At 71.4% G+C, this 24,813-nt stretch carries 24 protein-coding genes; 11 read left to right on the forward strand and 13 right to left on the reverse strand.

Annotation, left to right across the window (positions count from 1 at the left end):
- Positions 1-138: 138 nt before the first annotated feature.
- The 3 genes from ABZ714_RS09555 to ABZ714_RS09565 form a co-directional block, all read right to left on the reverse strand.
- A complete protein-coding gene (locus tag ABZ714_RS09555; protein WP_358824585.1) occupies positions 139-1,230 on the reverse strand; it encodes an AI-2E family transporter in 1,092 nt (363 codons plus the stop codon).
- Positions 1,231-1,584: 354 nt separating this feature from the next.
- On the reverse strand, positions 1,585-2,565 hold the full coding sequence (locus ABZ714_RS09560; protein WP_358824586.1) for a pirin family protein: 981 nt from the start codon (positions 2,563-2,565) through the stop codon (positions 1,585-1,587).
- 177 nt (positions 2,566-2,742) lie between these two features.
- On the reverse strand, positions 2,743-3,237 hold the full coding sequence (locus tag ABZ714_RS09565) for an SseB family protein (protein ID WP_358824587.1): 495 nt from the start codon (positions 3,235-3,237) through the stop codon (positions 2,743-2,745).
- A gap of 118 nt (positions 3,238-3,355) precedes the next feature.
- Between ABZ714_RS09565 and ABZ714_RS09570 the strand changes: the two genes are divergently transcribed.
- The 6 genes from ABZ714_RS09570 (at position 3,356) to ABZ714_RS09595 (ending at position 9,672) form a co-directional block, all read left to right on the forward strand.
- Positions 3,356-5,188 carry an acyl-CoA dehydrogenase gene (locus ABZ714_RS09570; RefSeq protein ID WP_358824617.1) on the forward strand — a complete coding sequence of 611 codons (1,833 nt, stop codon included), beginning with the start codon at positions 3,356-3,358 and terminating at the stop codon, positions 5,186-5,188.
- A 151-nt stretch (positions 5,189-5,339) separates the two neighbouring features.
- Entirely contained in the window at positions 5,340-6,110 is a 771-nt protein-coding gene (locus tag ABZ714_RS09575; protein ID WP_358824588.1) for a hypothetical protein, read from the forward strand.
- A 102-nt stretch (positions 6,111-6,212) separates the two neighbouring features.
- Positions 6,213-6,566, forward strand: a complete 354-nt coding sequence (locus ABZ714_RS09580; protein WP_358824618.1) for a Uma2 family endonuclease — start codon at positions 6,213-6,215, stop codon at positions 6,564-6,566.
- Positions 6,567-6,617: 51 nt separating this feature from the next.
- Positions 6,618-7,937 (forward strand): M18 family aminopeptidase, encoded by a 1,320-nt coding sequence (locus ABZ714_RS09585; RefSeq protein ID WP_358824589.1) that lies wholly within the window; start codon positions 6,618-6,620, stop codon positions 7,935-7,937.
- A gap of 92 nt (positions 7,938-8,029) precedes the next feature.
- On the forward strand, positions 8,030-8,482 hold the full coding sequence (locus tag ABZ714_RS09590; protein WP_358824590.1) for an MmpS family transport accessory protein: 453 nt from the start codon (positions 8,030-8,032) through the stop codon (positions 8,480-8,482).
- A 206-nt stretch (positions 8,483-8,688) separates the two neighbouring features.
- Entirely contained in the window at positions 8,689-9,672 is a 984-nt protein-coding gene (locus tag ABZ714_RS09595; protein WP_358824591.1) for a hypothetical protein, read from the forward strand.
- 54 nt (positions 9,673-9,726) lie between these two features.
- On the opposite strand, the gene ABZ714_RS09600 is transcribed toward ABZ714_RS09595, so the two are convergent.
- Positions 9,727-11,517 carry an NHL domain-containing thioredoxin family protein gene (locus ABZ714_RS09600; RefSeq protein ID WP_358824592.1) on the reverse strand — a complete coding sequence of 597 codons (1,791 nt, stop codon included), beginning with the start codon at positions 11,515-11,517 and terminating at the stop codon, positions 9,727-9,729.
- A gap of 119 nt (positions 11,518-11,636) precedes the next feature.
- On the opposite strand from ABZ714_RS09600, the gene ABZ714_RS09605 reads away from it, so the two are divergent.
- Positions 11,637-12,254 carry a dihydrofolate reductase family protein gene (locus ABZ714_RS09605; RefSeq protein ID WP_358824593.1) on the forward strand — a complete coding sequence of 206 codons (618 nt, stop codon included), beginning with the start codon at positions 11,637-11,639 and terminating at the stop codon, positions 12,252-12,254.
- Positions 12,255-12,312: 58 nt separating this feature from the next.
- Here the strand turns inward: ABZ714_RS09605 and ABZ714_RS09610 are convergent, their stop codons facing one another.
- From ABZ714_RS09610 to ABZ714_RS09620, 3 genes are read right to left on the reverse strand one after another with little or no spacing between them, the layout of a single operon-like run.
- A complete protein-coding gene (locus ABZ714_RS09610) occupies positions 12,313-12,531 on the reverse strand; it encodes a DUF397 domain-containing protein (protein WP_358824594.1) in 219 nt (72 codons plus the stop codon).
- A gap of 15 nt (positions 12,532-12,546) precedes the next feature.
- Positions 12,547-12,759: a DUF397 domain-containing protein gene (locus ABZ714_RS09615; protein WP_358824595.1), complete on the reverse strand. Its 213-nt coding sequence runs from the start codon at positions 12,757-12,759 to the stop codon at positions 12,547-12,549.
- Positions 12,756-13,595: a helix-turn-helix transcriptional regulator gene (locus ABZ714_RS09620; RefSeq protein ID WP_358824596.1), complete on the reverse strand. Its 840-nt coding sequence runs from the start codon at positions 13,593-13,595 to the stop codon at positions 12,756-12,758. Before ABZ714_RS09620 ends, ABZ714_RS09615 begins: the two co-directional genes overlap by 4 nt.
- 401 nt (positions 13,596-13,996) lie before the next feature.
- Here ABZ714_RS09620 and ABZ714_RS09625 point away from each other — a divergent pair, with 401 nt between their 5' ends.
- The 3 genes from ABZ714_RS09625 to ABZ714_RS09635 all read left to right on the forward strand — a co-directional run bounded on the left by ABZ714_RS09625 (position 13,997) and on the right by ABZ714_RS09635 (position 14,717).
- Positions 13,997-14,161 carry a hypothetical protein gene (locus ABZ714_RS09625; RefSeq protein WP_358824597.1) on the forward strand — a complete coding sequence of 55 codons (165 nt, stop codon included), beginning with the start codon at positions 13,997-13,999 and terminating at the stop codon, positions 14,159-14,161.
- An 80-nt stretch (positions 14,162-14,241) separates the two neighbouring features.
- Positions 14,242-14,529 (forward strand): hypothetical protein, encoded by a 288-nt coding sequence (locus ABZ714_RS09630; protein WP_358824598.1) that lies wholly within the window; start codon positions 14,242-14,244, stop codon positions 14,527-14,529.
- Positions 14,526-14,717 (forward strand): hypothetical protein, encoded by a 192-nt coding sequence (locus tag ABZ714_RS09635; protein ID WP_358824599.1) that lies wholly within the window; start codon positions 14,526-14,528, stop codon positions 14,715-14,717. The genes ABZ714_RS09630 and ABZ714_RS09635 overlap by 4 nt, the downstream gene beginning before the upstream one ends.
- A 47-nt stretch (positions 14,718-14,764) precedes the next feature.
- Here the strand turns inward: ABZ714_RS09635 and thrS are convergent, their stop codons facing one another.
- The 4 genes from thrS to ABZ714_RS09655 all read right to left on the reverse strand — a co-directional run bounded on the left by thrS (position 14,765) and on the right by ABZ714_RS09655 (position 20,569).
- Positions 14,765-15,991: a threonine--tRNA ligase gene (gene thrS / locus ABZ714_RS09640; protein ID WP_358824619.1), complete on the reverse strand. Its 1,227-nt coding sequence runs from the start codon at positions 15,989-15,991 to the stop codon at positions 14,765-14,767.
- A gap of 227 nt (positions 15,992-16,218) precedes the next feature.
- Entirely contained in the window at positions 16,219-16,818 is a 600-nt protein-coding gene (locus tag ABZ714_RS09645; RefSeq protein ID WP_358824600.1) for a GNAT family N-acetyltransferase, read from the reverse strand.
- Positions 16,815-18,626, reverse strand: a complete 1,812-nt coding sequence (locus ABZ714_RS09650) for an IucA/IucC family protein (RefSeq protein ID WP_358824601.1) — start codon at positions 18,624-18,626, stop codon at positions 16,815-16,817. Before ABZ714_RS09650 ends, ABZ714_RS09645 begins: the two co-directional genes overlap by 4 nt.
- Entirely contained in the window at positions 18,623-20,569 is a 1,947-nt protein-coding gene (locus ABZ714_RS09655; protein WP_358824602.1) for an IucA/IucC family siderophore biosynthesis protein, read from the reverse strand. Before ABZ714_RS09655 ends, ABZ714_RS09650 begins: the two co-directional genes overlap by 4 nt.
- Before the next feature lie 273 nt (positions 20,570-20,842).
- Between ABZ714_RS09655 and ABZ714_RS09660 the strand changes: the two genes are divergently transcribed.
- Positions 20,843-22,435, forward strand: a complete 1,593-nt coding sequence (locus ABZ714_RS09660) for an MFS transporter (protein WP_358824603.1) — start codon at positions 20,843-20,845, stop codon at positions 22,433-22,435.
- Between the two features lie 1,051 nt (positions 22,436-23,486).
- On the opposite strand, the gene ABZ714_RS09665 is transcribed toward ABZ714_RS09660, so the two are convergent.
- Positions 23,487-24,203, reverse strand: coding sequence for a hypothetical protein (locus ABZ714_RS09665; RefSeq protein WP_358824604.1), 717 nt, complete (start codon positions 24,201-24,203; stop codon positions 23,487-23,489).
- Positions 24,200-24,496 (reverse strand): hypothetical protein, encoded by a 297-nt coding sequence (locus ABZ714_RS09670; RefSeq protein WP_358824605.1) that lies wholly within the window; start codon positions 24,494-24,496, stop codon positions 24,200-24,202. Before ABZ714_RS09670 ends, ABZ714_RS09665 begins: the two co-directional genes overlap by 4 nt.
- Positions 24,497-24,813 lie beyond the last annotated feature (317 nt).

Below are 24,813 nucleotides of genomic sequence, written 5' to 3' on the forward strand. Positions count from 1 at the left end.
CACGGTGGTACGGGACCTTCGGCGTTCCCGGGGCCGTACCGAAGGCCAGGGGCCGTACGGGGGCTCCTACGGGACCCGGTGACCGTGGCGCGGTCGTACTACCGCCGCCGGAGCCCTCGTACCGGCCGGTTAGTCGTACTAATCGGCTACGGGTCCGGCCCCGGCCGCGCCGCTCTCCGCGCCGCCCGCCGGCTCGTCCGCCCGGCCGTACCGCTTCCGCAGCTCGCCGATGATCCCGAACGCCGCCGCCGTCACCGGGACCGCCAGCAGCATGCCGAGGATGCCCGCGACCGCAGCGCCCGCCGTGATCGCCAGCATCACCGCCGCCGGGTGCATCTGGACGGTCCGGCTCTGGATCATCGGCTGGAGCAGATGGCCCTCGATCGCCTGGACCGCCAGCACCACGCCCAGCACCCAGAGCGCGATCACCCAGCCCCGGTCGGCCAGCGCCACCAGGACGGCGACCGCGCCGGAGAGAAAGGCGCCGAGGTAGGGGATGTACGCGCCGACGAAGACCAGGGCGCCCAGGCCGACCGCGCCCGGGACCCGCAGGATCAGCAGTCCGGCGGTGATCAGTACGGCGTCGATCAGGGCGATCAGGGTCGTGCCGCGCATAAAGCCCTCGACCGCCTCGAAGGCCCGGCGGCCCATGGCCTCCACGGTCTCCCCGGCGGAGCCCGGGATCACGGAGCGGGTGAATCCGGCGGCCTTGTCGGAGTCCCGGAGGAAGAAGAAGATCAGCAGCAGGGCGAGTACGGCGGTGGCGATGCCCTGGCCGACCACGCTCAGTCCGGTGATCACACCGGAGGCGGCGGTTCCGCCGAATTTGGCGAGCAGGTCCTTGGCGTTCCCGGCGACGTCGGAGAGCGATGTCCCGGCCGCGCCGAAGTGCTCGGTGACGCCCTGGGCGGCGTCCCGCAGCGACGACACGATCTGGGCGCCGTTGTCGATCAGCGCCACCACGATGATGTACATCGCCCCGCCGACGACGGCGACCACGGCGACGCAGGTCAGCGCCGCCGCGAGCGACGGGTGGACCCGCATCTTCACCAGCCGCCGGTAGAGGGGGCCGAGCAGCGCCGTACCGAGGATCGCCAGCAGCAACGGGGTGACGGCGGCCCGGAAGGTGGTGATCAGCCAGATGCCGACCGCGACGACCCCGGCGACCAGCAGCAGGACCACGCACCAGGCGGCGACCCGCCGCACCGGCTCGGGAAGCAGGGTATGCACGCTCCCAAGCGATCACGGGCGGGGGAGCGGGGCGCGCGATGGGCGGCCGGACGGGTGAGCGGGGCGGCCGGGGGCGTACGGCGCGTCTCCCGGGCCGCCGGGCCTCAGGGCCCGCCGCGCCTCCGGAGCCGTACCCCCGGAACGAAAAGAAGCCGCCCGTCCGGCGGGGGACCGGGCGGGCGGCCGGGGCCGCCGGGCTGTCGGGGGGAACGGCCCGGCGGCGTCTGGGACGGGACGAGGTCCGAAAAACCAGGTCCGTCAGTGTCAATCATTGCAGACAATAGGAATCCGGTACGAATCCGGCCGCGCCACGCGGGTGCGCGGCCCGGCTCCCGGGCTCCGGGCCGCGTCGCGTCACGCGCCTCCGGGACCCTCGGACCCCATCCCGTGGACCGCCGGGACCGTGCCGAGGCGGCCCTTCTGGAAGTCCTCGAACGCCTGCCGCAGCTCGTCCTGGGTGTTCATCACGAACGGCCCGTAGTGCGCCATCGGCTCGCGGATCGGCCTGCCGCCCAGCAGGACGATCTCCAGGTCGGGTGCGTTCCCGTCCTGGCGTTCGTCGGCCCGGACGGTCAGCGAGCCGCCGTCGCCGAAGACGGCGGTCTGGCCGAGGCGGATCGGGCGCCGCTCGGCGCCGACGGTGCCGCGTCCGGCCATGACGTAGGCGAGGCCGTTGAACTCCGGCCGCCACGGCAGGGTGATCTCGGCACCCGGCCGCAGGGTGGCGTGGATCATGGTGATCGGGGTGTGGGTGGCCCCGGGGCCCTCGTGTCCGTCCAGCTCGCCGGCGATCACCCGGAGCAGCGCGCCGCCGTCGGGCGAGGTGAGGAGCTGGACCTGGCCGCCGCGGATGTCCTGGTAGCGGGGGGCCATCATCTTGTCCGCCGCGGGCAGGTTGACCCAGAGCTGGAGGCCGTGGAAGAGGCCGCCGGAGACCACCAGCTCCTCCGGCGGCGCCTCGATGTGGAGGAGTCCGGAGCCGGCGGTCATCCACTGGGTGTCGCCGTTCTGGATGGTGCCGCCGCCGCCGTTGCTGTCCTGGTGCACGAAGACGCCGTCGAGCAGGTAGGTCACGGTCTCGAAGCCGCGGTGGGGGTGCCAGGGGGTGCCCTTGGGCTCGCCCGGCGCGTACTCCACCTCGCCCATCTGGTCCATCATGATGAACGGGTCCAGATAGCGGTAGTTGATCCCGGCGAAGGCCCGGCGGACCGGGAAACCCTCGCCCTCGACGCCGCTGGGAGCGGTGGACACGGCGAGCACCGGGCGGGGCGCGGCGTCGGCGGGCGCGGCGACGCGCGGCAGGGTGAGCGGATTCTCGACAGTCACTGCGGGCATGGGGACTACCTCCTCGTACGGCTGGTGACCCATGTACTGGCTGTTCTGGCGCCAGTTTAGTTGAATACTGAACTTCCTGCTACCGGGAACGACGAAGGGCCCGGGGATGTTCCCCGGACCCTCGGGTCCCGCGCTGTGACGTGCTGTGCTTTTGCCCTGCCGCTGGTGCGGGGCGCCTCAGCCGTACATCCGCCGCATCGCGAAGTCGACCATCTGCTCCACGGCCTTGGCGTCGAAGACCATCCGGTGCTCGCCCTCCATGTCGAGGACGAAGCCGTAGCCGGTCGGCAGCAGATCGATCACCTCGGCGCCGGTGATCACGAAGTACTTGGACTCCTTGCCCGCGTACCGCCGCAGCTCCTTCAGGGACGTGAACATCGGGATCACCGGCTGCTGGGTGTTGTGCAGCGCCAGAAAGCCCGGATTGTCGCCGCGCGGGCAGTAGACCTTCGAGGTGGCGAAGATCTGCTGGAAGTCCTCGGCGGCGAGCGATCCCGTGGTGAAGGCCCGTACGGCGTCGGCGAGCGACGGCGGGGACGGCTCCGGGTAGAGCGGCTGCCCCGGCACCGAGCCGTGCTGCCCGTGGGGCGGCTGGCCGTGCGGCTGGGCCCCGTAGGACTGCTGGGACGCGTACTGCTGCTGAGCGCCCTGACTCTGGTCGTAGCCGTACATGACCGTAAGAGTAACGAGTCACAGATGAGCGTTAGGGGGTTGCGCCTTATTACCGATGGGTAGCATCATGCGTAGCTACTCACCGGTACTGCGTTTCGATCTTTACGGAGCCGTCGCCATGGGCCACTACAAGTCGAATCTCCGCGACATCGAGTTCAACCTCTTCGAGGTCCTCGGACGCGACAAGCTGTACGGCACGGGTCCGTTCGCCGAGATGGACGCCGACACCGCCAAGAGCATCCTGGAGGAGCTGGCCAGGCTCGCCGAGAACGACCTGGCCGCCTCCTTCGCCGACGCCGACCGCAATCCGCCGGTCTTCGACCCGGAGACCGGCACCGCCCCGGTCCCGGCGTCCTTCAAGAAGAGCTACGACGCCTTCATGGACTCCGAGTACTGGCGGCTCGGCCTGCCCGAGGAGATCGGCGGCACCACCGCGCCCCGCTCCCTGATCTGGTCCTACGCGGAGCTGCTGCTCGGCGCCAACCCCGCGATCTGGATGTACGCGTCGGGCCCCGCCTTCGCCGGGATCCTCTACGCGGAGGGGAACGAGGCGCAGAAGAAGGTGGCCGCCCTCGCGGTGGAGAAGCGCTGGGGCTCCACGATGGTGCTGACCGAGCCGGACGCCGGTTCGGACGTGGGCGCGGGCCGGACCAAGGCCGTGGCGCAGGACGACGGCAGCTGGCACATCGAGGGCGTGAAGCGCTTCATCACCTCCGGTGAGCACGACATGGCGGAGAACATCTTCCACTACGTGCTGGCCCGCCCCGAGGGCGCCGGACCCGGCACCAAGGGCCTCTCCCTCTTCCTCGTACCGAAGTACGAGTTCGACTGGGAGACCGGCGAACTGGGCGAGCGCAACGGCGTCTACGCCACCAACGTCGAGCACAAGATGGGCCTGAAGGCGTCCAACACCTGCGAGATGACGTTCGGCGACCGGCACCCCGCCAAGGGCTGGCTGATCGGCGACAAGCACGACGGCATCCGCCAGATGTTCATGATCATCGAGTTCGCCCGGATGATGGTCGGTACGAAGGCCATCGCGACGCTCTCCACCGGCTACCTCAACGCGCTGGAGTACGCCAAGGAGCGTGTCCAGGGGCAGGATCTGGTCAACTTCGCGGACAAGTCCGCGCCCAAGGTGACCATCACCCACCACCCGGACGTCCGCCGGTCCCTGATGACGCAGAAGGCGTACGCGGAGGGCATGCGGGCGCTGGTCCTCTACACCGCCTCCGTCCAGGACGAGATCGCGGCCAAGGAGTCTGCGGGCGAGGACGCGGCGGCCCTGGTCGCCCTCAACGACCTGCTGCTGCCGATCGTCAAGGGCTACGGCTCGGAGAAGTCGTACGAGCAGCTCGCCCAGTCGCTCCAGATCTTCGGCGGCTCCGGCTACCTCCAGGAGTACCCGCTGGAGCAGTACATCCGGGACGCCAAGATCGACACGCTGTACGAGGGCACCACGGCGATCCAGGGCCAGGACTACTTCTTCCGGAAGATCGTCCGCGACCAGGGCCAGGCGCTGAACACGCTGGCCGAGGAGATCAAGAAGTTCCTCGCGGTCGGCGAGGGCGGCGAGGAGCTGGCCCCGGCCCGCGACGCGCTCGCCAAGGCGGCGGTCGACCTGGAGGCCATCGTCGGCACCATGACGAACGACCTCATCGCCACCGGCGAGGACGTCAAGAACATCTACAAGGTCGGCCTCAACACGACCCGGCTGCTCTACGCCTCCGGTGACGTCGTGGTCGGCTATCTGCTGCTGCGCGGCGCGACCGTGGCGGCGGAGAAGCTGCGGACGGGCGCGGCGTCCGCCAAGGACGTGCCGTTCTACCAGGGCAAGGTCGCCGCGGCGAAGTTCTTCGCCGCGAACGTCCTGCCGGGCGTCTCGGTGGAGCGGGCGCTGGCGGAGTCGGTCGACGGGTCGCTGATGGACCTGGACGAGGCCGCGTTCTGATCCCCTGCGCTCGCCCCCGCTGAGCTGCCGGGTTGCCCGCTCGTGGCGATCCTGTAGCCGAACGCGTACGCCGGTCCGGCCCCCTGGCATTCCCCGGGGAGCCGGACCGTTCGTATGATCGCGCCAACGAGCTGGGGGGATCATGGGTCCGGTGGGGAACAGGCGTTTTATCGGCCTTACGGCGGCGCTGACGGCCACGGCCGCCCTGCTGGCCGGCTGCTCGTCCGGGTCCGGCGGGGACGGCGACAAGAGCGCAGGGCCGAAGCCGGGCTGGACCCATACCGACGAGGGCAAGCCGCCCGCCGGCCTGGCGCCCCGGACCAGCGCGCCCGACGCCGAGGTCACCGGCCCCCCTCTTACCGAGGCGCAGATGGTCTCCGTCATCCCGTCCGACACGGAACTCCCCGGCTGGCGCCGCACCGCCGCGCCGGCCACGACGGACCTCGCCCCGGCGGCCCGTACCTGCAAGGGCGCCGCCTGGTGTACGGACGTCCTCCGGGTGACCGACGGGTTCTTCGTCCACGACGACGCGGGCACCCTGCACTTCTCGGTCCAGGCGTACAAGACGGGCAAGGCGGCCAACGCCGCGTACCCCCAGATCACGGCCCGGACCGCGGACGCGGAACTCCTCCCGCGGGGCGTCGCCGATCTCGCCCTGCCCGTCCGGGTCGGCGACGCGGCCACCGCCAGGACGGGCACCACTCGTCTCGGCGGCCCCGGCTCGGCCGTGGTGAGCGTCGTCGGCTCGACGGTGGTCGCGTTCTGCACCGGCGGCATGAAGCATCACGCCAAGAAGTACACGGCCGGTGAGCTGGCGGCCCTCGGCACCCTGATCGCCGACCGCTCCCGCCAGGCGCAACAGGGCAAGCCCCTGACGGCGTCCCTGCCGGAGAACGCGCTGACGTACCAGAAGCGGAGCTGAACCCGGCGGGGCCGCTGAGCAGGGGATCCGCACCGCCACCGTCAACTCCGGGCGGGTACGCCGCTCTTTCGGGCGACGGTTTCCTCGTATCAACTGGGTACGCTGAAATCCAAGACCGTCCCGGAGCCCGATCTGATCGTCGTGACGGCCGAGAGCGACGGCGCCGACGAGCAGACCCGCTACCGGGCCGAGGACGTCGTTCTGGCCGTCGAGGTCGTCTCCCCCGACTCCGAGTCCCGCGATCGCGAGACCAAGCCGCTCAAGTACGCCGCCGCGGGGATCCCCCACTTCTGGCTCGTCGAGATGGACCCCCGTACCAAGCGGCCCGTGGTCCACACACACGTCCGGTCCGCCGACGGCCGCGGTTACGAGTCGACCGGGGTGCACCGCGACCGGCTGAAGGTGGACGGGCCCTTCGCCGTCGACGTCGACCTGGGCGAATACGACCGGCTCTAGGTTTTCCACAGGTCCCGGGGGCGTTCGGGCGGTGGTCGTTAAAGTGGGTTCATGAGCAGCAGCCCGCAGAGCACCAGCAGCGCGGCCGGGTCCTTCGGTCCCGCGCACACCGACGACATGATGTCGTTCCTGGCCGCGTCCCCCTCCCAGTACCACGCCGTGGCGAACACGGCGGAGCGGCTGGAGAAGGCAGGGTTCCGCGAGGTGCGGGAGGCCGACGCCTGGGACGGCGAGACCGGGGGGCGCTATGTCGTCCGCGGTGGCGCGATCATCGCGTGGTACGTGCCCGCGGGCGCCGAGCCGCACACCCCCTTCCGGATCGTCGGCGCGCATACCGACTCGCCGAACCTCCGGGTCAAGCCGCTGCCGGACGCGGGCTCGGCGGGCTGGCGGCAGATCGCCGTCGAGTTGTACGGCGGGACGCTGCTCAACACCTGGCTCGACCGCGATCTGGGGCTGGCGGGCCGGCTCACCCTCCGGGACGGCTCCGAGCGTCTGGTCAATGTCGACCGCCCTCTGCTGCGGGTGCCGCAGCTCGCGGTCCATCTCGACCGCTCGGTCAACACCGAGGGTCTGAAGCTCGACAAGCAGCGCCATATGCAGCCCGTCTGGGGCCTCGGCGAGGTCCACGAGGGCGATCTGATCAGATTCCTGGAGGAGGAGTCCGGGCTGCCCGACGGCTCCGTCACCGGCTGGGACCTGATGGTCCACCCCGTGGAGCCGCCCGCCTATCTCGGCCGGGACCGCGAGCTGGTCGCCGGTCCCCGGATGGACAACCTCCTCTCGGTACACGCGGGCGTCGCCGCCCTCACCGCCGTCGCGGCCCGGGGCGATTCCCTGCCGTACATCCCCGTCCTCGCCGCCTTCGACCACGAGGAGAACGGCTCCCAGTCCGACACCGGCGCCGAGGGCCCCCTCCTCGGCACCGTGCTGGAACGTTCCGTGTACGCCCGGGGCGGGGCCTACGAGGACCGGGCCCGCGCCTTCGCCGGGACGGTCTGCCTCTCCTCCGACACCGGCCACGCGGTCCACCCCAACTATCCCGAGCGCCACGACCCCACCCACCACCCGCGCGCCAACGGCGGCCCCATCCTCAAGGTCAACGTCAACCAGCGGTACGCCACGGACGGCTCCGGTCGGGCCGTGTTCGCGGCCGCCTGCGAGCGGGCGGGCGTCCCGTGGCAGACCTTCGTCTCCAACAACGCGATGCCCTGCGGCACCACCATCGGCCCCATCACGGCCGCCCGGCACGGCATCCAGACCGTCGACATCGGCGTCGCGATCCTCTCCATGCACAGCGCCCGCGAGCTGTGCGGCGCCCGCGACCCCTATCTGCTGGCCAACGCGCTGGCCGCATTCCTGGAGGGCTGACCAGGGGCAACAGGGGCCCCCGGTTTGACTTTTACCTTCCCTTTACGGTTGTCTGCGGGCTCTGCCGATCGAGACCCCGGGGGTCCCTCACCATGCGACGCAACCTGCGCCACACCGCCATCGCCGCCTTCGCCACCGCCGGACTCGTCTTCGGCCTCTCCGCCTGCTCCGAGGTGGAGGAGGCGGCGAAGGACAAGGCGACCGACGCCGTCGACAAGACGGTCAACAAGGAGTACCAGGTGACCTACGAGGTCACCGGGGCGAGCATCGACTCCATCGAGTTCGCCAACGGCGAGGGCACCGCCCTCAAGCCGACCCTGGAGACGGTCAAGAACCCGAAGCTGCCGTGGACCAAGACGGTCACGCTGCGCGGCATCATGGCCCCGACCGTGATCCCGTCCGCCGTCGACCTGACCGCCTCCGCGAACATCACCTGCAAGGTGACCCACGAGGGCAAGGTCCTCGTGGAGAAGAAGAGCGAGGGCGCGGCGGCGATCAGCGCGTGCGTCGCGGTCTCCCCGATCGCGGAGAGCAAGCTCCCGTAAGCAGGCGTTTCCCTTCCTCGGCACGTCGAAGCGTCCGTGGCACGAGGACCACTCCGCTCGGCGCCACCGCTGACCGTCCCGGGCCGCGCGGGCGGGCCGGTTGAGTAGCGGGCCGGGTCCGGCCTGAGCACGAGTGCTCAGGCCGGGGCGCCGGACTCCCCGTACCGTCGGGGCGGTGGTCGAGCGGACCGGACGGCGGGGAAGCCATGAACGCACTCATGCAGCACGCGAGCGGTGGTTCCGGCGCGTCGGAGGCTTGGCCGATGCTCTACCTGGGCGTGGTAACCGTCCTCACGGGCTGCGGGGTCCTGGTCAACGTGATCGCGCTCTATGCGTGCATGAACGTCCAGGAGCCGGGCAAGGCGGGGGTGGTGGTGATGCTCCTGCTGCCGTGGATCAGCCTGGTCGTGGCGTGGTCGGCGTCCATGAGGCTCGGCCTCGACGCGGTGGACCGGGGCGAGTCCCCCTGGTGGTCCCTGCTCGCGGGAGCCGGGGCGCACCTGGGGGCGCTGGCCGTGGTGGTCTTTCTGACCTGGTCCACCGAGCGGAGGGCCGACCGCGCGGGCAGCCCCGCGCCGTACACCGCCGCGCGGAGGCGTAGGGCCAACCGTGACAGCGGCCCGGCGCCGGACGCGGCAGCGCCCGGCGCGCGGACCGGTGGGACACGTGCCCCGTCGGAACCGGCACGGTCGCGGTCCTCCGCCGTCCCCGTCGACTCGTCCCCCTCGCAGGAGGAGTGGCGGGCCCGGGTGATCCGCACGCCGGACGACGTGGGATACGGGGTCCTGCTGCCGCGGCTGGCCGAGAAGTACTTCGAGCACCACCACCGTCTGGTGGACCGGCACCTGCCCTCCGGCTGCCACCCCGGAGAGACCGCCACCGCGGACGACGCGCTCGCGGTCCTCGCCCTGGGCGAGAGCATTCACCGCATGCTCTTCCGGGACCGCTGCTGGTTCGTGTACGACGCCATGAGCTGGGGTGCCACCTGGAACGAGGTGGCGGCCGCGCTGGACGTGACGACGGCCCGGGCCCGGTCCGTCCTCCGGACCTACGCGGAGACGCAGCGGGAGCTGTACGAGGAGACGGAGGAGACGGGCGACCGGCCCTTGGGCTACTCCGCCGAGAAGTACCGCTCAGCGCTGGCACTCATCAGGCTCGCCGACGACGCCCGGTCACCGTCCGCCGCGTAGCGGGACGGACGGACTCGGTCCGGCTCGCCCCGCTCGAGCCCGTAAGCGGCCCCGTCAGTCCAGCCCCGCCAGGATCAGCGGCAGCCGGGCCGTGCCGCCCTCCGTCACCACGACCGGGACGCCCCAGTCCTGCTGGTGCACATGGCAGGCCGGATACTCGTTCGCCGGGTCGTCGTCGCAGGACGCGGCCATCGCCGAGACGTGCAGCACCCCGGTCCCCACCGCCGGATCGATCTCCAGCTCCCGGGACAGCTCCGTCCCCGTCCCCGCCCCGGACCGCAGCAGCTCCGGCGGCGTCGCGGAGACCAGCAGCCGGGTCGACGGCCCGTACCGGTTGTCCAGCTTCTGCCCGGTCGGCGCCTCGAAGACCACATCGAGCCGGAGCGCCCCGCCCGCGATCTCCGTCGCCGCCCGCCGCGTCCGGTGCGCCACCTCCGGTACCCGTACCGCCTCCTCCGGCAGCCGCAGCCGGGTCAGCCGGTGTGCCGCCGACTCCACCACCACGATGTCGCCGTCCACCAGCACCGCGTCCGACGGCTCCCGCAGCCCGGTCGCGAGCGTCGTCACCCGCTCGCTCGCCGGGTCGTAGCGGCGCAGGGAGTGGTTGTACGTATCGCAGACCGCGACGGACCCGTCGGGCAGGGCGGTGACCCCCAGCGGATGCTGGAGCAGCGCCTGACCGGCGTCGCCGTCCCGGTGCCCGAAGTCGAAGAGCCCCGTCCCGACGGCCGTCCGCACCTGTCCGTCCCGGTCGATCCAGCGCAGCGCCGAGTTCTCCGAATCGGCGATCCACAGCCGGTCTCCGGCCGCCGCGAGCCCCGAGGGCTGGGCGAACCACGCCTCGTCGGCGGCCCCGTCGACCAGCCCCTCATTGGTGGTCCCGGCGGCCCGCCGCACGGTCCCGGCTTCGGGGTCGTACGTCCAGATCTGGTGCGTACCGGCCATGGCGATCCACAGCCGCCCCTCCCACCAGGCCAGATCCCACGGCGACGACAGATCGACCTCACGCGCGGGCCCCTCGGTGGGGGATCCCTGCCACCACTGCCGCCCGGTCCCCGCGACGGTCTCGATCGCGCCGCTGACCGGGTCGTACGCCCGGATCCGGTGGTTCACCGTGTCGGCGACGGCGATCCGTCCGTCGGGCAGCGGCGCGAGCCCCTGCGGCTCGTTGAACTCCCCGGCCCCGCCGATTCGCCGGACCACGGTCTCCCCGTCGTCCGCCAGCTCGACCAGCTCGTGCCGGGTGGAGTCGGAGACCAGCAGATTCCCCGACGGCAGCCGCAGCGCCTTCCCCGGGAACCGCAGATCCCCGGCGACCGGCTCGGGCGCCACATACGGCCCGTCGCCGCGCCGCAGGGTCCCCTTTGCCGCGTGCTCCGCCTCCAGCTCGGCCACCAGCCGGGCGATGGCGTGGGCATGCCCCTCACCCGCGTGCTGGGCGACCACGTACCCCTCGGGATCGATCACCACGAGCGTCGGCCAGGCCCGTACGGCGTACTGCTTCCAGGTCTCCAGCTCGGGATCGTCCAGTACGGGATGCGCCACCTGGTACCGCTCGACGGCGTCGACCACGGCCCGGTGGTCGGCCTCGTGCACGAACTTCGGCGAGTGCACCCCGACGATCACCAGGGTGTCGCGGTGCTTCTCCTCCAGCTCGCGCAGCTCGTCGAGGACGTGCAGGCAGTTGATGCAGCAGAAGGTCCAGAAATCCAGTACGACGATCTTGCCGCGCAGCTCGGCGAGGTTCAGCTCCTTGCCGCCGGTGTTCAGCCAGCCACCCTTCCCGACCAGCTCGGGAGCACGGACACGGGCACGTCGGCGGGGCGCGGGGGCGGTGTCGTTCATGCTCCAAGCTTGCCATTTCGCGCGGGCGCGCCTGAGCGGGGACCGATGAGTCTCCGCGTATCACGGGGTCCGAAGGGGTGGACCGCCCGAGCCCCGCCCGTACCGAGGAGTGATGCGCGATGAAATTGGTGTTGCAGGAGTTTCTGTCCCTGGACGGTGTCTCCCAGGGCCCCGGCGCGCCCGACGAGGACACCAGCGACGGCTTCACCCGGGGCGGCTGGCTCGTACCGCACCTGGACGACGCGTTCGAGACGGTGGTGTCGGGCTGGCTCGCGGAGGCGGACGCGTTCCTGTTCGGCCGCCGGACGTACGAGAACTTCGCCCGCGACTGGCCGGGCATGACCGACCACCCGAACGCCCGGATCCTCAACGGCCTGCCGAAGTACGTGGCGTCCCGGACCCTCTCCGAGGCGGACGCGGCATGGAACCCGACGACGGTCGTCTCCGGCGACGTCCTCGCCGGAGTCGCCGAGGTCAAGCGCCTCCCGGGCCGCGAACTCCAGATCCACGGCAGCGCCCGCCTCGGCCACTCCCTGCTGACGGCGGGCCTGGTCGACGAGATCCGCCTGGCGATCGCCCCGGTGGTTGTCGGCACCGGCCGCCACCTCTTCCCGGCCGACGGCGCCCCCACGGGCCTGCGCCTGCTGCACCACGAGACGACCCCGGCCGGAATCGCCATCCATACGTACGAGCCGACGGGCGGCGCGCGGTACGGCACGTACGGCGGCGCGGAGTAGCCCTGGACCGGGCGGGCCGCCGCGACGGCGTCCCGCCCCGTGCCCGGTGTCCTACGCCTCAGCCCGCGTCGTTGCCACGGGCGAGGGCGACGAGCCCGGCGAAGGCGGCGACCGATACGGCGAGAACGGGTCCGTCCGGGCGTTTGCTGTCCCGGAGGGGGACTATGCCAGTCGTGCTGGCGTGGTCGGGCGCCCATTCGACGCACTCGCCGCCGTTTGGGGCGCTATAGCTTGATTTGGCCCAGTGCAGAGCAGCAGAGCTGGAGATGAGGGCCATGGATACTCCTTCCGCTCAGGCGCCGGATTCCTTGGCGAGGGCGACGAGCCCGGCGAAGGCGGCGGGGGACACCATCAGGACGGGTCCGTTCGGGTGCTTGCTGTCGCGGACGGGGACTATGCCGGTCGCCGACGTGCGGTCGGGTGCCCATTCGACGCAGGAGCCGCCGTTGGCCGTGCTGTAGCTGGACTTCACCCGGCGCAGGGAGGCGGAGTTGTTGTTCGTCACGTGATGCTCCTTCGTACCTCATTGATCATGGCTACGGAATCGGCTTGCGAGGCAGCTTCGGTCTGTAGTTGATGGCAGTTCTTCACCAGCGGTAGCACGGAGGTGAGTTCGCGGTTGAGGTAACCCTGCGTCTGCGAATCAACGTAGGACATCAGTGACCTGTCGGGCAGGGTCAGCAGATGTACGAGCTGGTTGAACGGATTTCGCCCGCCCATGGAGAACGGCGCGATCTGTAACGCTGTGTTAGGCATCCGAGCGAATTCGATCAAGTGCTCCATTTGCGCAACCATGACGTCGCTGTCGCCGATGGGGACGCGGATGCAGCTTTCGTCAAGTACGACGAATATCATCGGCGGTGGAGTTCGCAACAGCGCCGATTGGCGCTCTATCAGGAACTCGACTCGTTCGTCGGCTTGTTCGGAAGTAATGTCGCCTCGCACGACTGCGCAGTTGGCGAGCACCTGCGCGTATTCTCGCGTCTGAAGCGGTCCAGGGACGTAACCCGATTCGAACATCCGGATCTCCGCCGCCCGCGCCTCCAGGCCCAGATACTCCGGAAACCCCTCCAGCAAGGCACTGTTCGTGATCTCGCGGTACGCGCGTTCGAAGGATTCGGTGGTTCCGGTGAATCCGAAGACGGCGTCCGCGCTCTGCGCCACTGGAAGGGTTGGAGGCTTACGGGCGGTTTCCAGGGCCGAGATGTGCTGGCTTGAGTAGCCCATGAAGTTGGCCAGTTCGTCCTGCGTCCAGCCGCGTGCCTCCCGTGCGCTGCGTAAACGTGCCCCGAACGCCTGTACAGGACCCGCGGTGGGGTCCAGCTCCTTGCGATTCACCACGAGATTCCCAACCCTTCCTTCGTTGCTGCCCAGTTGATTGGTATTTGACTCTAAGCCGCGCTGGCCCGTGCTTGGTAGTGGATTCGCTGCGAAGAGGAGAAGGCCGTGGGTGCTGATTCACCGATCAACTTCCGGAACTCCGGAAGCGGCCCGCCTGCTGAAAGCAACCCGCACACGAATAGCCGCCGTACGGCGCGCGACGGCGGGCGTGACCGGGAGTTGAGTTCGTTTTCCGATGCGGTGTTTCGATGGCCGCCGTGTGAGTGCGGCCATCCGAAGTGCCCCGATGCGGAAAACCCGGAGCCCGAAAGCGTCCGTGACGACGACCGCTCCCAGAGCGCGGCCATGGCCCGGCTGCGGCCCCGCGTCGCGGAGGCGAATCAGCGGGCGGGAGGCAATCCGTGAACCCGCGCGATGAGTGCCGCGAGTGCGCGCGGCTACGGGCCCTGCTCGCGGACGCGGAGGCCGTACGGGATCGGAGTCTCGCCGCCGACTGCCGCGTACTGCTCCGGCGGCATCCCGCGCACGACGGCGTACCCGTGGCGGCCGCCGAGCGGGACGGCTAGCGACGACAACGCCCCGACAGACCGGTTAGGGCCGGTCCATCGGGGCTCCGCCGAATCAGCTTTCGAGGAGCTGAACCGACATGCGGGACCTTATCGTCCAGGCGTTCACCCGGGCTCTGAAACTGTTACTTCCGGCCAGGGGCCGCCACCGCGACCACCGCCCCGAGCCGGGCCCCGGGCCCGTACCGCCGCATCCCCCTTCACCGTGGTCCCGGCCTTGGCACGGGCCGTCCGCCGAGACCGCTCGGGCGGTCTTCACGGCCGACGAGGCGTGGTCGCTGCCGCCGGAGCAGCGGGAGTGGTTCTATGCCAGGGCCTGGGCCGATCTCGGCTGGGAGTATCCCGTTCCCCCCGAGGCGAACCCATGACTCGGGAAGCCCTGCTCGGCGCCCCCGAGCCGTTCACCCCACCCTGTGCGCACTGCGGGCGGGAGACCGCCGCGCCCGTTGTCGTCGGGGTCGTGGAGCGCATGGTGACGTACGGGTGTCCCGGGTGTGCCGCACGGTACGGGGCCGGGCCCTCGCCGGACGACGAGGTCGAGGCCGAGGCCGAGTAGGGGCGCCCCGGGGCCGGGACCCGTACGACGCTGACCGAAGACCCCCGCTATGACACCGCGTCCTCCCACAGGTCGGTGCTGTGAGCACCGACCAGCGCGCCGATGCGGGCGAGTACGTCACCGGCCGGCCGCGGGTCGAGTCGGCGGCCGTCCCGCAAGCGCAGGGCGACACGGTCGCCGGCGGCTTCCCTGGCGCCGATGACGGCCTGGTAGGGGACCAGGCGGGCGTCCCGGATCCGGGCGCCCAGGGTGCCGCGTTCCGGGGCCGAGATCTCGGTACGCAGGCCGAGCCGGGCGCAGCTTTCGGCGAGGGCCGCGGCGGGCGGGAGTTCGGTGTCGGAGATCGGGAGGATCACCAGCTGGGTGGGGGCGAGCCAGGCGGGGAAAGCGCCGCCGTGGTGCTCGATGAGATGAGCGACGGCTCGCTCCACACTGCCGATGACGCTGCGGTGGATCATGACCGGGCGGTGTTCGGCGCCGTCCGGGCCGATGTAGCGCAGGTCGAACCGCTCGGGCTGGTGGAAGTCGATCTGGACGGTGGAGAGGGTGGATTCCCGGCCGGCGCCGTCGGTGACCTGGACGTCGATCTTGGGACCGTAGAACGCGGCTTCTCCCTCGGCGGCCTCGTAGGGCAGGCCGGAGCGGTCGAGGACGTCGGTCAGCAGGGCGGTGGACCGGCGCCATTTCCCGGGGTCGGCGACGTATTTGCCACCGGGCCCCGGGAGGGAGAGCCGGTAGCGGGTCGCGGTGATCCCGAGTGCCTCGTAGGCCCGGCGGATCATCTCCAGCGCCGCTTCCGCCTCCTCGGCGACCTGGTCCGGGGCGCAGAAGATATGGGCGTCGTTGAGGTGGATGGCCCGGACCCGGGTCAGCCCGCCGAGGACGCCGGAGAGTTCGGAGCGGTACATGCCGCCCAGTTCCGCCATCCGCAGGGGCAGTTCGCGGTAGCTGTGGGAGCGGGAGCGGTAGATCACGGCATGGTGGGGGCAGAGGCTCGGCCGCAGGACGACCTGCTCGCCGCCGAGGTCCATCGGGGGGAACATGTCGTCGCTGTAGTGCGCCCAGTGGCCGGAGATCTCGTACAGCTCCCGTTTGCCGAGGACCGGCGAGTACACATGGCGGTATCCGGCGTGCCGTTCGGCGGTACGGATGTACTCCTCCAGGGCGTGCCGGACGGCCGCGCCGTCCGGCAGCCAGTACGGCAGGCCGGCCCCGATGAGCGGATCGGTGTCGAAGAGGCCCAGTTCGCGGCCGAGCCTGCGGTGGTCGTGCACGGTGGTCATCGCGGTCCCCTTGCTGGTGGCGGGGCAAGTGACCGGGCCGACGACGAAGCCCCGGGGCGCTTGCCCCGGGGCTTCGGATCAGATCGTCTGTCAGCGCGCCGGGACACTCTCCGGCGTCGTCGTCATAGCGGCGCGCTTCATGGACGGGACGCTAGCAGGACGTGGCGATGCCCGTACGGGAATTTCCCCCGCTCGTGCCGGGCCCGGTCCGTGCGCCGTCAGAGGGCGAGGTCCCGTTCCTCCCTCGGGTGGAACATCAGCGACGCCTTCTTCTCCGGGAGTTCGATCCGGGCGACCTCGTGGAAGCCCGCCGCCGCGAAGGCCCGCAGCGACGGCTCGTTGGTGAGATCCGGTTCCGCGACCACGCGGCGGCAGGACGGGTCCGCCGACAGCAGGCCGTCCACCAGGGCGCGGAGGAGTTCACGGCCGAGGCCCCGGCCCGTGCGGGACTGCTCGCCGATGGCGATGTGGAGGCCGAGGTCCCGGGGCCAGTAGGGGTAGTAGTCGGCCAGCCGGTCGCGGGCGACGCGGTAGACCTCGATATAGGCGAAAGGGTCGCCGTCGAGATCCACCAGTACGGGGAGGATCGCGTCGCCCGCCAGATGGCCGGAGATCTCCTCCTCCCAGCGCTCCACGGGCCACGCCTGGTGCCAGAACGCCTCGATGTGCGGGGAGTGCATCCAGCCGTGCACCAGGTCGAGGTCCGCGCCCTCCGACCGGGCCACTCGGGCCGTCCACCGGCCGCCGAGCCGGGGCAGCGGCGGGCCTGGGACCGTCGTCGCGGTATCGGTGGGGGCTTCCTGGTGTAACGACGTCATACGGTGGCCTCCAGCAGCGGGTTGGGCGCGTCGAGATAGACGGACTGGGCGTCCAGCGGGGCGAGTACCTCGTCTATGCCGTGCAGCCGGGTGAGCAGATTGCCCTTGCAGGGCAGGGTGGGGGCGGTGAGCCAGCGGCGGGCGAGCCGGTCGCCGTCGGGCGCGGCTTCGGCGAGGGCGGGGAGCGCCGCCCGGAGTCGGGCCGCGAGGACGGCGAGGAGGTCCCGTTCGTCGGCGAGGCCGTCGACGGCGAGCGCGCCGATGACCGAGAGGGCCTGGTTGCGCAGCAGATAGTAGGAGAGCCGGTCGTCGACGAGTTCGTCGGGGACGACGGCGAGGGTGGAGACGTCCACACCGAGCCGCCGCAGCAGGGCGGGGAGCCGGGATTCGGCCAGGTAGTAGCCCTGGTTGTCGCGGAACGCGGAGCCCGTGACGCGGCCGTCGCCGTCGAGCCGTACGAGGGTGTTCTGCTGGTGCGCTTCGAGGCCGATGCCGGTGGTGGCGTAGAGGTGGAGCATCGGGACCAGGACCCGGTCGGTGTAGTCGGCGGTCCATTTCTCGGCCGTGCCGGGGCCGAGGGCGGCGACGGTGTCGCCGAGGAGGCTGCGGCCGATGCCGGGCCTGGGGGCGACCAGGCCGACGAGGCAGCGGTACGCGCCGATCCCGTCCGGTACCTCGCGGACGGCGACGTCGAGCCCGGTGATCTCGGGGCCCTCCGCCCGGCCGGGTTCGTCGACGGCGAGCCATGCCGGGTCGCGGGTGACCGAGAAGCCGGGGTGCGCGGCGAAGGTGGCGTCCGCGTGGCCCGCGTCGAGCAGCCGGTTGATCTCCAGGCCGCGCAGGAGTTCCGTACGGGTCGACTCGCGGCGGGAGTTGGTGAGCCGCAGCCCGAGGGAGAGCTTCAGCATCACCTCCGTACCGGGCCGGTAGAGGGTCCGCACACTGGAGGTGGGCCACCAGGGGTCGCCCAGTTCGCCGAGGGGTTCGAGGGCGCCGGAGGCGACGAGGGCGGCGATCCGGGGGCGGTGGAGTACGTCCCTGGCCTGCCACGGGTGGGCGGGGACCAGGATCCGGCCGCCGGTGTCGGGCCGTCCGGCGAGGTCGGCGAGGAGGCCGACGGCGTCCCGGCCCCGGAGCGAGGGCGCGCCCGCGACGGCGTCGTGCGAGACGACGGCCGGGTCGGCGGCGAACCAGTGCAGCCGGAAGGAGCCGCGCAGCTCCGGCGAGTAGGCGGTGGTCTCGTGGTCGGAGAGGCCGTCGCGGGATTTGGGCGCGGGGTGGTGGAGATGGCCGAGGAGCAGGGCCTGTTCGGAGTCGAGGAAGGCGTCGGTGCCGGGCGGGGGTTCGGGGTGGGCCCGGCGGTCGGCGATGAACCGGGTGACCCGTCGTACGGATTCGGCGGTACGTTCCACCAGGTCCGCGACCTCGCCGGGCGGGACCGCGCCCCGGCCGCCGGGCCGGGCGTTCGCGGCTTCGGCGGACGCTTCGGCTGCCGCTTCGGTGGCGACCAGCGCGACGGCCGTGACCGGGTCGGCGGTCGGTCCGAGCGGTCCGCCGGGTCCTTCGAGCCGGACCGGTCCGAAGCGGTGCCAGCCGGTCGGGGAGCGGTGGACGACTTCGGTGACCAGGGCGAGCCCGGCGGCCGGGAGTTCGATCCGCAGCGGTCCTGCGGCGGGTTCCACCCCGGTCTCCCGGAGCCAGCAGCGGAGCAGCGCTTCGAGGTGGGCGTGTTCGGCGGCGCCGCGCGGGTCGAGACCGTGCAGTACGTCGGTGGGCGCGGCGGGGACGGTCACAGTCGTGGCGGTCATGCGCCGCCCTCCTCGGCGAGCGGGTTGGGGTGGGTGCCGTTGGGGTAGAGGGCGTGCCGCAGGGCCCGGTCCCCGTACCGCGTGACGACGATCCGGTCGCGGTTGAGCCCGTACCGGGGGATCCGCTCCGACAAGAGGTCGTACTCGGCGAACCGGCCCTCCAGCTCCGGGAACCGCTTGCGGAAGTCCTTCTGGAAATCGAGGATCGTCCGCCGCACCAGCCGCCAGAAGGTCTTCTCCGGGACCCCGAGCTGTTCGGCGCAGAGGGGCGCCAGATAGCGGAAGTGGCCGACGAAGACCTGGTCCACGACGTGCTGCCGGATCACCGAGGGGTGCTTGCGGGGCAGTACGTGGTGGTGGCCGTCGGGCTCCGGGCCGCGCTCGGGGACGTCGGTGAAGGAGACGCAGACGTCGTCCACGAAGTCCTTCAGATAGAGCCGGACCGGGACGTCGTTCTCGTCGTAGCCGATCAGGGTGTTCTGGCCGTGCGGGTTGAAGGTGACCCCGTACCGGTAGAGCACATGCGTGATCGGGACGAGGAGGGTGTCGAAGAGCTTCCGCAGCCACTTCTCCGGCTTCAGCCCGGAGGCGCGGACGAGTTCGGCGACGAAGGCGTCCCCGGCGGTGTCGGTGTGGAGCAGGGACGCGAAGGTACGGACCCGCTCGTCCGGGTCCTTACGCGCCGACACCGACTCCCGCCAGATACAGCCCAGGGTCTCCAGATGCTGGTACGGCGCCTGGTCGAGGTCGGAGAGATAGGGGTGGTGGACGGTGACGGACGCGACCTCGCCGAGGAAGACGGTCCGGCGCTCCTCGGTCAGGAACGGGTCCCGGTCGACCAGTCCGCGCAGCCACTGCGTGACGACCGGCGCGCCGGAGGTGCAGTGCGGCGGGATACCGCGCCACACCAGCGTGTTGAGGATCTTGAGCGGCAGTTTGACGTCGTACCGCTCGGGCGTGCCGGCGTTGGCCATGGTCCGGATGGACTGGCCGGGAAGGTAGAGGTCGGGGCTCTGGCCGAGGGGGATGATCCGGCGCTGCGCGACATCGGCGGCGTGCAGGATCTGCACGGCGTGGTCCCACTGCCAGGGGTGGACCGGCATCCAGACATAGCCGTCGGGGTCGACCCCGGCCGCTGTGAGGACGGCGGTGAACCGGGCCCGGGTGTCGGAGTCCAGCTCCCGCTGGAGGACGGTGTGCTCGGAGAGTTCGGAGGTGCCCCGGAACTCGGCGAGCCCCCGGTGGACCGCGACCCACTGGAGGGTGAGCGGCCGGGCGGACTCGGGGGCGTACTTCCGTACGTCCTCGGCGGAGAAGCCGATCCGGCCCTTGTTGGCGACGAGCAGATTGTGGCCGGTCATCCGGCACTCCAGCTCGGTGTGGCCGAGGGCGCGGAGTTCGGCGACGGTCTCCCCGCCGTGGGTGAGCCGGGCCGCGTCGACGGCGAGCGTCGCGGACAGCTCGGTGAGGTAGGTGGCGATCGTGGAGGCGTCGCTGCCGATGGTGGTGGCGGCCTCGATCAGGAACTGCTGGGCGTCCCAGGCGGGCTGGGCGATGGAGTTGCCGAGCATGCTGGTCGCGGTGCGGGTGATCGAGTCCGGGTCGACCCGGAGCCAGTCGAAGGCGCCGGTGGTGGCGCGGAAGGCGTAGGTCGTACCGGATTCGAGGTCGACGCGGTACGCGGCCGTACCGTCGTCGCCCGGGTCGTTCGGGCCGTCCGTACGGACCGCCTTCAGCATGTCCTCGAAGCACCACTCGCCGAGCGCCTTGGCGAGCAGTCGGCGGTTGGCCTCGCGCCAGTCGGCCGGATCGGTGTCGGCGAGGGCGGGCACGGGGTGGTCGAGCGGATCGGCCCGCCGAGGATCGGCCTGGTCCCCACGGTCGAGCGGATCGGCCGGGTCCGGCTGGTCGAGCTGGTCCGGCTGATCGGGCTGTTCGGGCATCGAACGACTCCGGGTTTCGGTGGTACGGGGCGCTGAGCAGCATTGAACAGTTCAAGCCTTAGGTAAGCCTCACCTAAGACGCAAGCGCTACTTTCGGCCACGGGAGTCGCTTTGACGTCGGGTCAGAAGGCGGAAGTAAGGCTACCCTTACTTTTCGGAGCCGGGTGTTCCGGCGACCCGACCGTCCGGTCCGGGCCGGTGTTCTCCCCCCGCATTCCCAGCACCTTCCCGCGACCGTTCCGGTGTTCCGGTGTTCCCCTGTGAGGAGTACGTGTGACGGCAGCAGTAGCGGCGGCCCGCCGCCCCGCCCCCGGCTGGACCTTCGCGCTCGTCAGCGCCGGTGGTGTGGTGATGACCCTCGACGTCACCGTGGTCAATGTCGCCCTCGCCGAGATCGCCCGCGACCTCGACACCGGCCTCGGCCAGGTCCAATGGACGGTCTCCGGCTACTCCCTCGCCTTCGGCGCCCTGCTGCTCACGGCGGGCGCGCTCTCCGACCGGATCGGCCGCCGGGCCGTCTTCACCGCCGGTACGGCCCTCTTCACCCTCGCCTCCGCCGCCTGCGGGCTGGCCCCCGGCGCCGCGTCCCTGGTCGCCGCCCGCGCCGCCCAAGGGGTCGGCGGGGCACTGATGTTCGCCCCGGCGCTGGCGCTGCTCGCCGCCGCCTACCGGGACGAGGAACGCAGACGCTCCGCCATCGCCGCCTTCGCCGCGATCGCCTCGGCCGCGGGCGCGCTGGGCCCGGTCGTCGGCGGCGTCGCCGTCGAGGCGGCGGGCTGGCGGTGGATCTTCCTGGTCAATGTGCCCATCGGGGTACTGGTGATCGCCGGGGCGCTGACCCGGATGCCGGAGTCGAAGGCGGCGGACGGGACGGCCGGGTCCGGGGCCGACGGTGAGACCGGCTCCGGTACGGCTCCGGAGCCCGGCGCCGCTTCCCCCGCTCCGGCCGGCCGCCGCCGGATCGACCCCCTCGGCGCGCTGCTCGCCGCCGGCGCCCTGCTGGCCCTGCACTATCCCCTGGTCGCGGGCCCCGAACACGGCTGGACCTCGGCCGGAGTTCTGGTCCCCGCCGCCCTCGGCGTACCGCTCGCCGTCGCCCTCGTCCTCAGCCAGCGGCGCGGCGACGGACTCCTCGATCTGTCGCTGCTCCGGATCCGCGCCTTCGCGGGCGCCGCCGTCCTCGGCTTCCTCGCCCGGCTCACGGGCCTGGGCACCCTGGCCCTCACGACCCTCTGGCTCGCGGGCACCCACTCGTACTCCCCGCTGGAAACCGGCCTCCACCTGCTGCCGCTCACCGGCAGCCTGCTGATCACCGGAATATTCGTCGCCCGCCTCCAGCGCGCCTTCCCCGCCTCGGCCCTGGTCGCCACCGGCTTCGCCCTCATGGGCGGCGGGCTGCTCGCCCTCGCATGGGCGGGCGCGGGCGCGCCGGGCGCGGTGACGGTCACCGGCTTCGTACTGCTCGGCGTGGGCGGCGCGCTCGTCTTCCCGCCCCTGATGGGCATCGCGGTCGCCGTGGTCCCCCCGGACCGGGCGGGCATGGCGTCCGGACTGACCAACGCGGCGTACCCCCTGGGCACGGCGGCGGGCGTCGCCGTCTTCGGCGCGGTCTTCGCCTCCGTACTCACCGCCCGCCTCGGCACCTCCGACGGCCTCCGCGCCGCCGCCGAGACGGCCCGCTTCGACCTGGTCCCCGGCGCGTCGAGAGCCGCCGCCGAATCGGCCTTCTCCAGCGCGTTCACCCTGGTCTGCCTGCTGGCGGCGGCGATCTGCGCGGCGGGCGCCCTGCTGGCCGTCCGCACCCTGCGGGCTTCGGACCCGGCGCTGGATCCCGTGCGGCCCGTACGGGAGAAGTCGGCGGCTTAGGGCGTTCTCTACGGACTTCGCCGAGCCCCTCGGTCTCTGGCGGGATTCCCATCTGGAAGATCGGATCTGATCTAGGTTCGCAACATGACAAGGAGTCACTTTCCCCTCGTTGCGGCGCTTCTGGCTTGCCTGGCGCTATCCGCTTGCTCTGCGGACCAGGCGCCTCCGGACGCCGCTGGAGCGCCGCGAGCGAGCGGAACCGGCGAAGCGAGACCACCCAAAGACGGCACCGACCTGCCGCTGACGAAGCAGTTCAGCCGGGGGGAACTCACACAGGCGATTCCCGACGCTGAGGACTTGGTCCCCGGTTACCTTCCCGGCAGTCTGCACAAGCGCATGCCAGGCGAACCGGATGACTGTGCTCCGTCAGACACCCCGCCGCCGGCCGGTTGGCAGCGAGCGGGTAGTGGCGACTATGACTATCAGGGATCCACCGTTTCGCGGGGCATTGATCTAGACGTCTGCCAGTTCGACAATGTCGCGCACGCGAAGGCGGCATACGACCAGTGGCCGAACACGGATGGAACGGCCCCCCTCAAGACCGGTCGAGTCGGAGAGGAGTCGGCCTTCCTCGCGCACAGCGGATCGAGTGGCACGGTCTACGGCTATAGCAGGTCCGGCACCGTCATGGCCCGAGTCAGAGTGGAGGACGCGGGCGCGGATCCCACTGACGCCCATGACGTGCTGGCTGCCACTATCAGACGACTCCAGCAGGTTCAGGCCGGCCAGCGGGCCACGGCGACGGCGCCCGAGATCCCCGCGGCGGAACAGGTTCGGCCCTGAGGGCTGTCCCGTCATCCGCGGCGGATCGGCGCCCGGCGTCGGATGCGGTGCGTCGCACGGCGGAGAGCCGTCCTCGTACTGGGCGTATTCGGGCGGTTCGACAACGCGGTGAAGTGCCGTAGCCGTCGTCGTGCGCCCGCCGGGGATGACGGGACAGCCCTCAGGCAGGTTCGTCTGGTCACCGGACGGACAGGGGAAGACGCCCGGGAAGTGGAGTCCGGCCAGGTTGACGGTGGCGGATCCGGACGGGACTTCCGCCGCCGCAGCTCTAGTCGCAGATCTCGACCTCGCCCACGTAGTCGAGCTTCCGCCGCAGGACATAGCCCGTCGCGGACCCGGAGATGACCTCGTCCACGGTGCCGTAGAACCGGTCGTGCACAGGCTCGGGATAGCTCGCGGTCTCCCGCCGGAAGAAGAGGGTGCCCGCGGCCACGTCGCCGACGTGGTGTCCCCGCGCGTCCCAGATCTGGCCCTTCTTGTTCACGCGGTACTGCTGTCGCGTCGCGCAGTTCCGCTTCGGCGGCGGATCGGGCTTGCGGAGCGTCGGCGCCGGTGCGGGTACGGGGGCGGGCGCGGGCTCCCGTACGGCGGGCGGTCGCGGGGCGCGGGCCGACGGCGGCTCGGGGGGCGGCGTACGCGAACCGCCCGTCGCCGGGCTCCTCGGTACGGAGACCCCGACGGCCCCCGGCGCACTCGGCGCGGCGGCCCGTACCGCCCCCGGGCCTCGCGACGGATCCCCGGCCGCCGACGCCGACGCCGACGCCGAGACGGACGGCACGGGCCGGGCGGGCTCGGACGTCTCCCGGCTGCCGATCAGCAGTACGCCCGAGACCAGCAGCAGGACGACCGTCGCGCTCTGCGCGGCGGACCGCGACGGCCGGTGCGAGTAGCAGTTGTACTGGGTGGCGTTGTCACCGACGAGGGTGCCGTTCCCCGTGATCGCGCACTGCTTGCGACCGCATTCGCCGGAGCAGTTCTCCGTCACCGGCCGCGGAAGTGGTTCGTCTGGCTGATGTTGTCCCCGAGCGCGATGCCCTCGCCCGAGTTCACCACGACGTGGTATTTGCCCGCCGAGGGCCCGGGTCCGCCCGGCACCGGAGCGCCCGCGATCCCGTCCTCACCCTCGGCACCCTCGTCCGGGGTCGCGGCCCGCCGCCCGCCGGATCCCAGGGACACCAGCCGGTCCCATACGCCGCGCGCGGCCCGGCGTCCCGTCTCGGTCAATCCGCCCGCAAGACATGTGGCCAGGAGACCGGCCACCAGTTCCGTCGTCGGCACTGTCCCTCCTATGTCGACCCGACAGCCCGGAGAGCGAAATGGCTCAACCGGGCCGAGTATGGCCGGTGATGCCCCCGTCCGTGATGCGGGTCGGGCCGGCCCGACGGCCTTGACCTCGAAGGCTCCGGACGCGCTCTCACTCGCACGAGTGAGGCCGACGGGACGGCGGACCGCCGCCGGGGGAAGTGGCGTCGGGGGAAGTGGCGTCGGGCGGGCCGTGAACTAGGGCGTGTCCGGAAAGTAGCGCCGTCCGCCCGGAGGGCGGGGCCTGCGGCGTCCGGTGCGTGCAATCGCAAGGCGGAGGGTTTCCCTCGTAC

Origin of the sequence: Streptomyces sp. NPDC006798, from assembly GCF_040635975.1 — a bacterium.
GTDB lineage: Bacteria > Actinomycetota > Actinomycetes > Streptomycetales > Streptomycetaceae > Streptomyces.

What these genes read in the sequence shown, in the direction of transcription:
- ABZ714_RS09600 (WP_358824592.1), bottom strand. Translation starts at nt 11,517, where the DNA reads ATGAACGACACCGCCCCCGCGCCCCGCCGACGTGCCCGTGTCCGTGCT.
- ABZ714_RS09610 (WP_358824594.1), bottom strand. Translation starts at nt 12,531, where the DNA reads ATGGCCCTCATCTCCAGCTCTGCTGCTCTGCACTGGGCCAAATCAAGC.
- ABZ714_RS09635 (WP_358824599.1), top strand. Translation starts at nt 14,526, where the DNA reads ATGACTCGGGAAGCCCTGCTCGGCGCCCCCGAGCCGTTCACCCCACCC.
- ABZ714_RS09605 (WP_358824593.1), top strand. Translation starts at nt 11,637, where the DNA reads ATGAAATTGGTGTTGCAGGAGTTTCTGTCCCTGGACGGTGTCTCCCAG.
- ABZ714_RS09565 (WP_358824587.1), bottom strand. Translation starts at nt 3,237, where the DNA reads ATGTACGGCTACGACCAGAGTCAGGGCGCTCAGCAGCAGTACGCGTCC.
- ABZ714_RS09560 (WP_358824586.1), bottom strand. Translation starts at nt 2,565, where the DNA reads ATGCCCGCAGTGACTGTCGAGAATCCGCTCACCCTGCCGCGCGTCGCC.
- ABZ714_RS09570 (WP_358824617.1), top strand. Translation starts at nt 3,356, where the DNA reads ATGGGCCACTACAAGTCGAATCTCCGCGACATCGAGTTCAACCTCTTC.
- ABZ714_RS09585 (WP_358824589.1), top strand. Translation starts at nt 6,618, where the DNA reads ATGAGCAGCAGCCCGCAGAGCACCAGCAGCGCGGCCGGGTCCTTCGGT.
- ABZ714_RS09630 (WP_358824598.1), top strand. Translation starts at nt 14,242, where the DNA reads ATGCGGGACCTTATCGTCCAGGCGTTCACCCGGGCTCTGAAACTGTTA.
- ABZ714_RS09655 (WP_358824602.1), bottom strand. Translation starts at nt 20,569, where the DNA reads ATGCCCGAACAGCCCGATCAGCCGGACCAGCTCGACCAGCCGGACCCG.
- ABZ714_RS09645 (WP_358824600.1), bottom strand. Translation starts at nt 16,818, where the DNA reads ATGACGTCGTTACACCAGGAAGCCCCCACCGATACCGCGACGACGGTC.
- ABZ714_RS09650 (WP_358824601.1), bottom strand. Translation starts at nt 18,626, where the DNA reads ATGACCGCCACGACTGTGACCGTCCCCGCCGCGCCCACCGACGTACTG.
- ABZ714_RS09590 (WP_358824590.1), top strand. Translation starts at nt 8,030, where the DNA reads ATGCGACGCAACCTGCGCCACACCGCCATCGCCGCCTTCGCCACCGCC.
- ABZ714_RS09595 (WP_358824591.1), top strand. Translation starts at nt 8,689, where the DNA reads ATGAACGCACTCATGCAGCACGCGAGCGGTGGTTCCGGCGCGTCGGAG.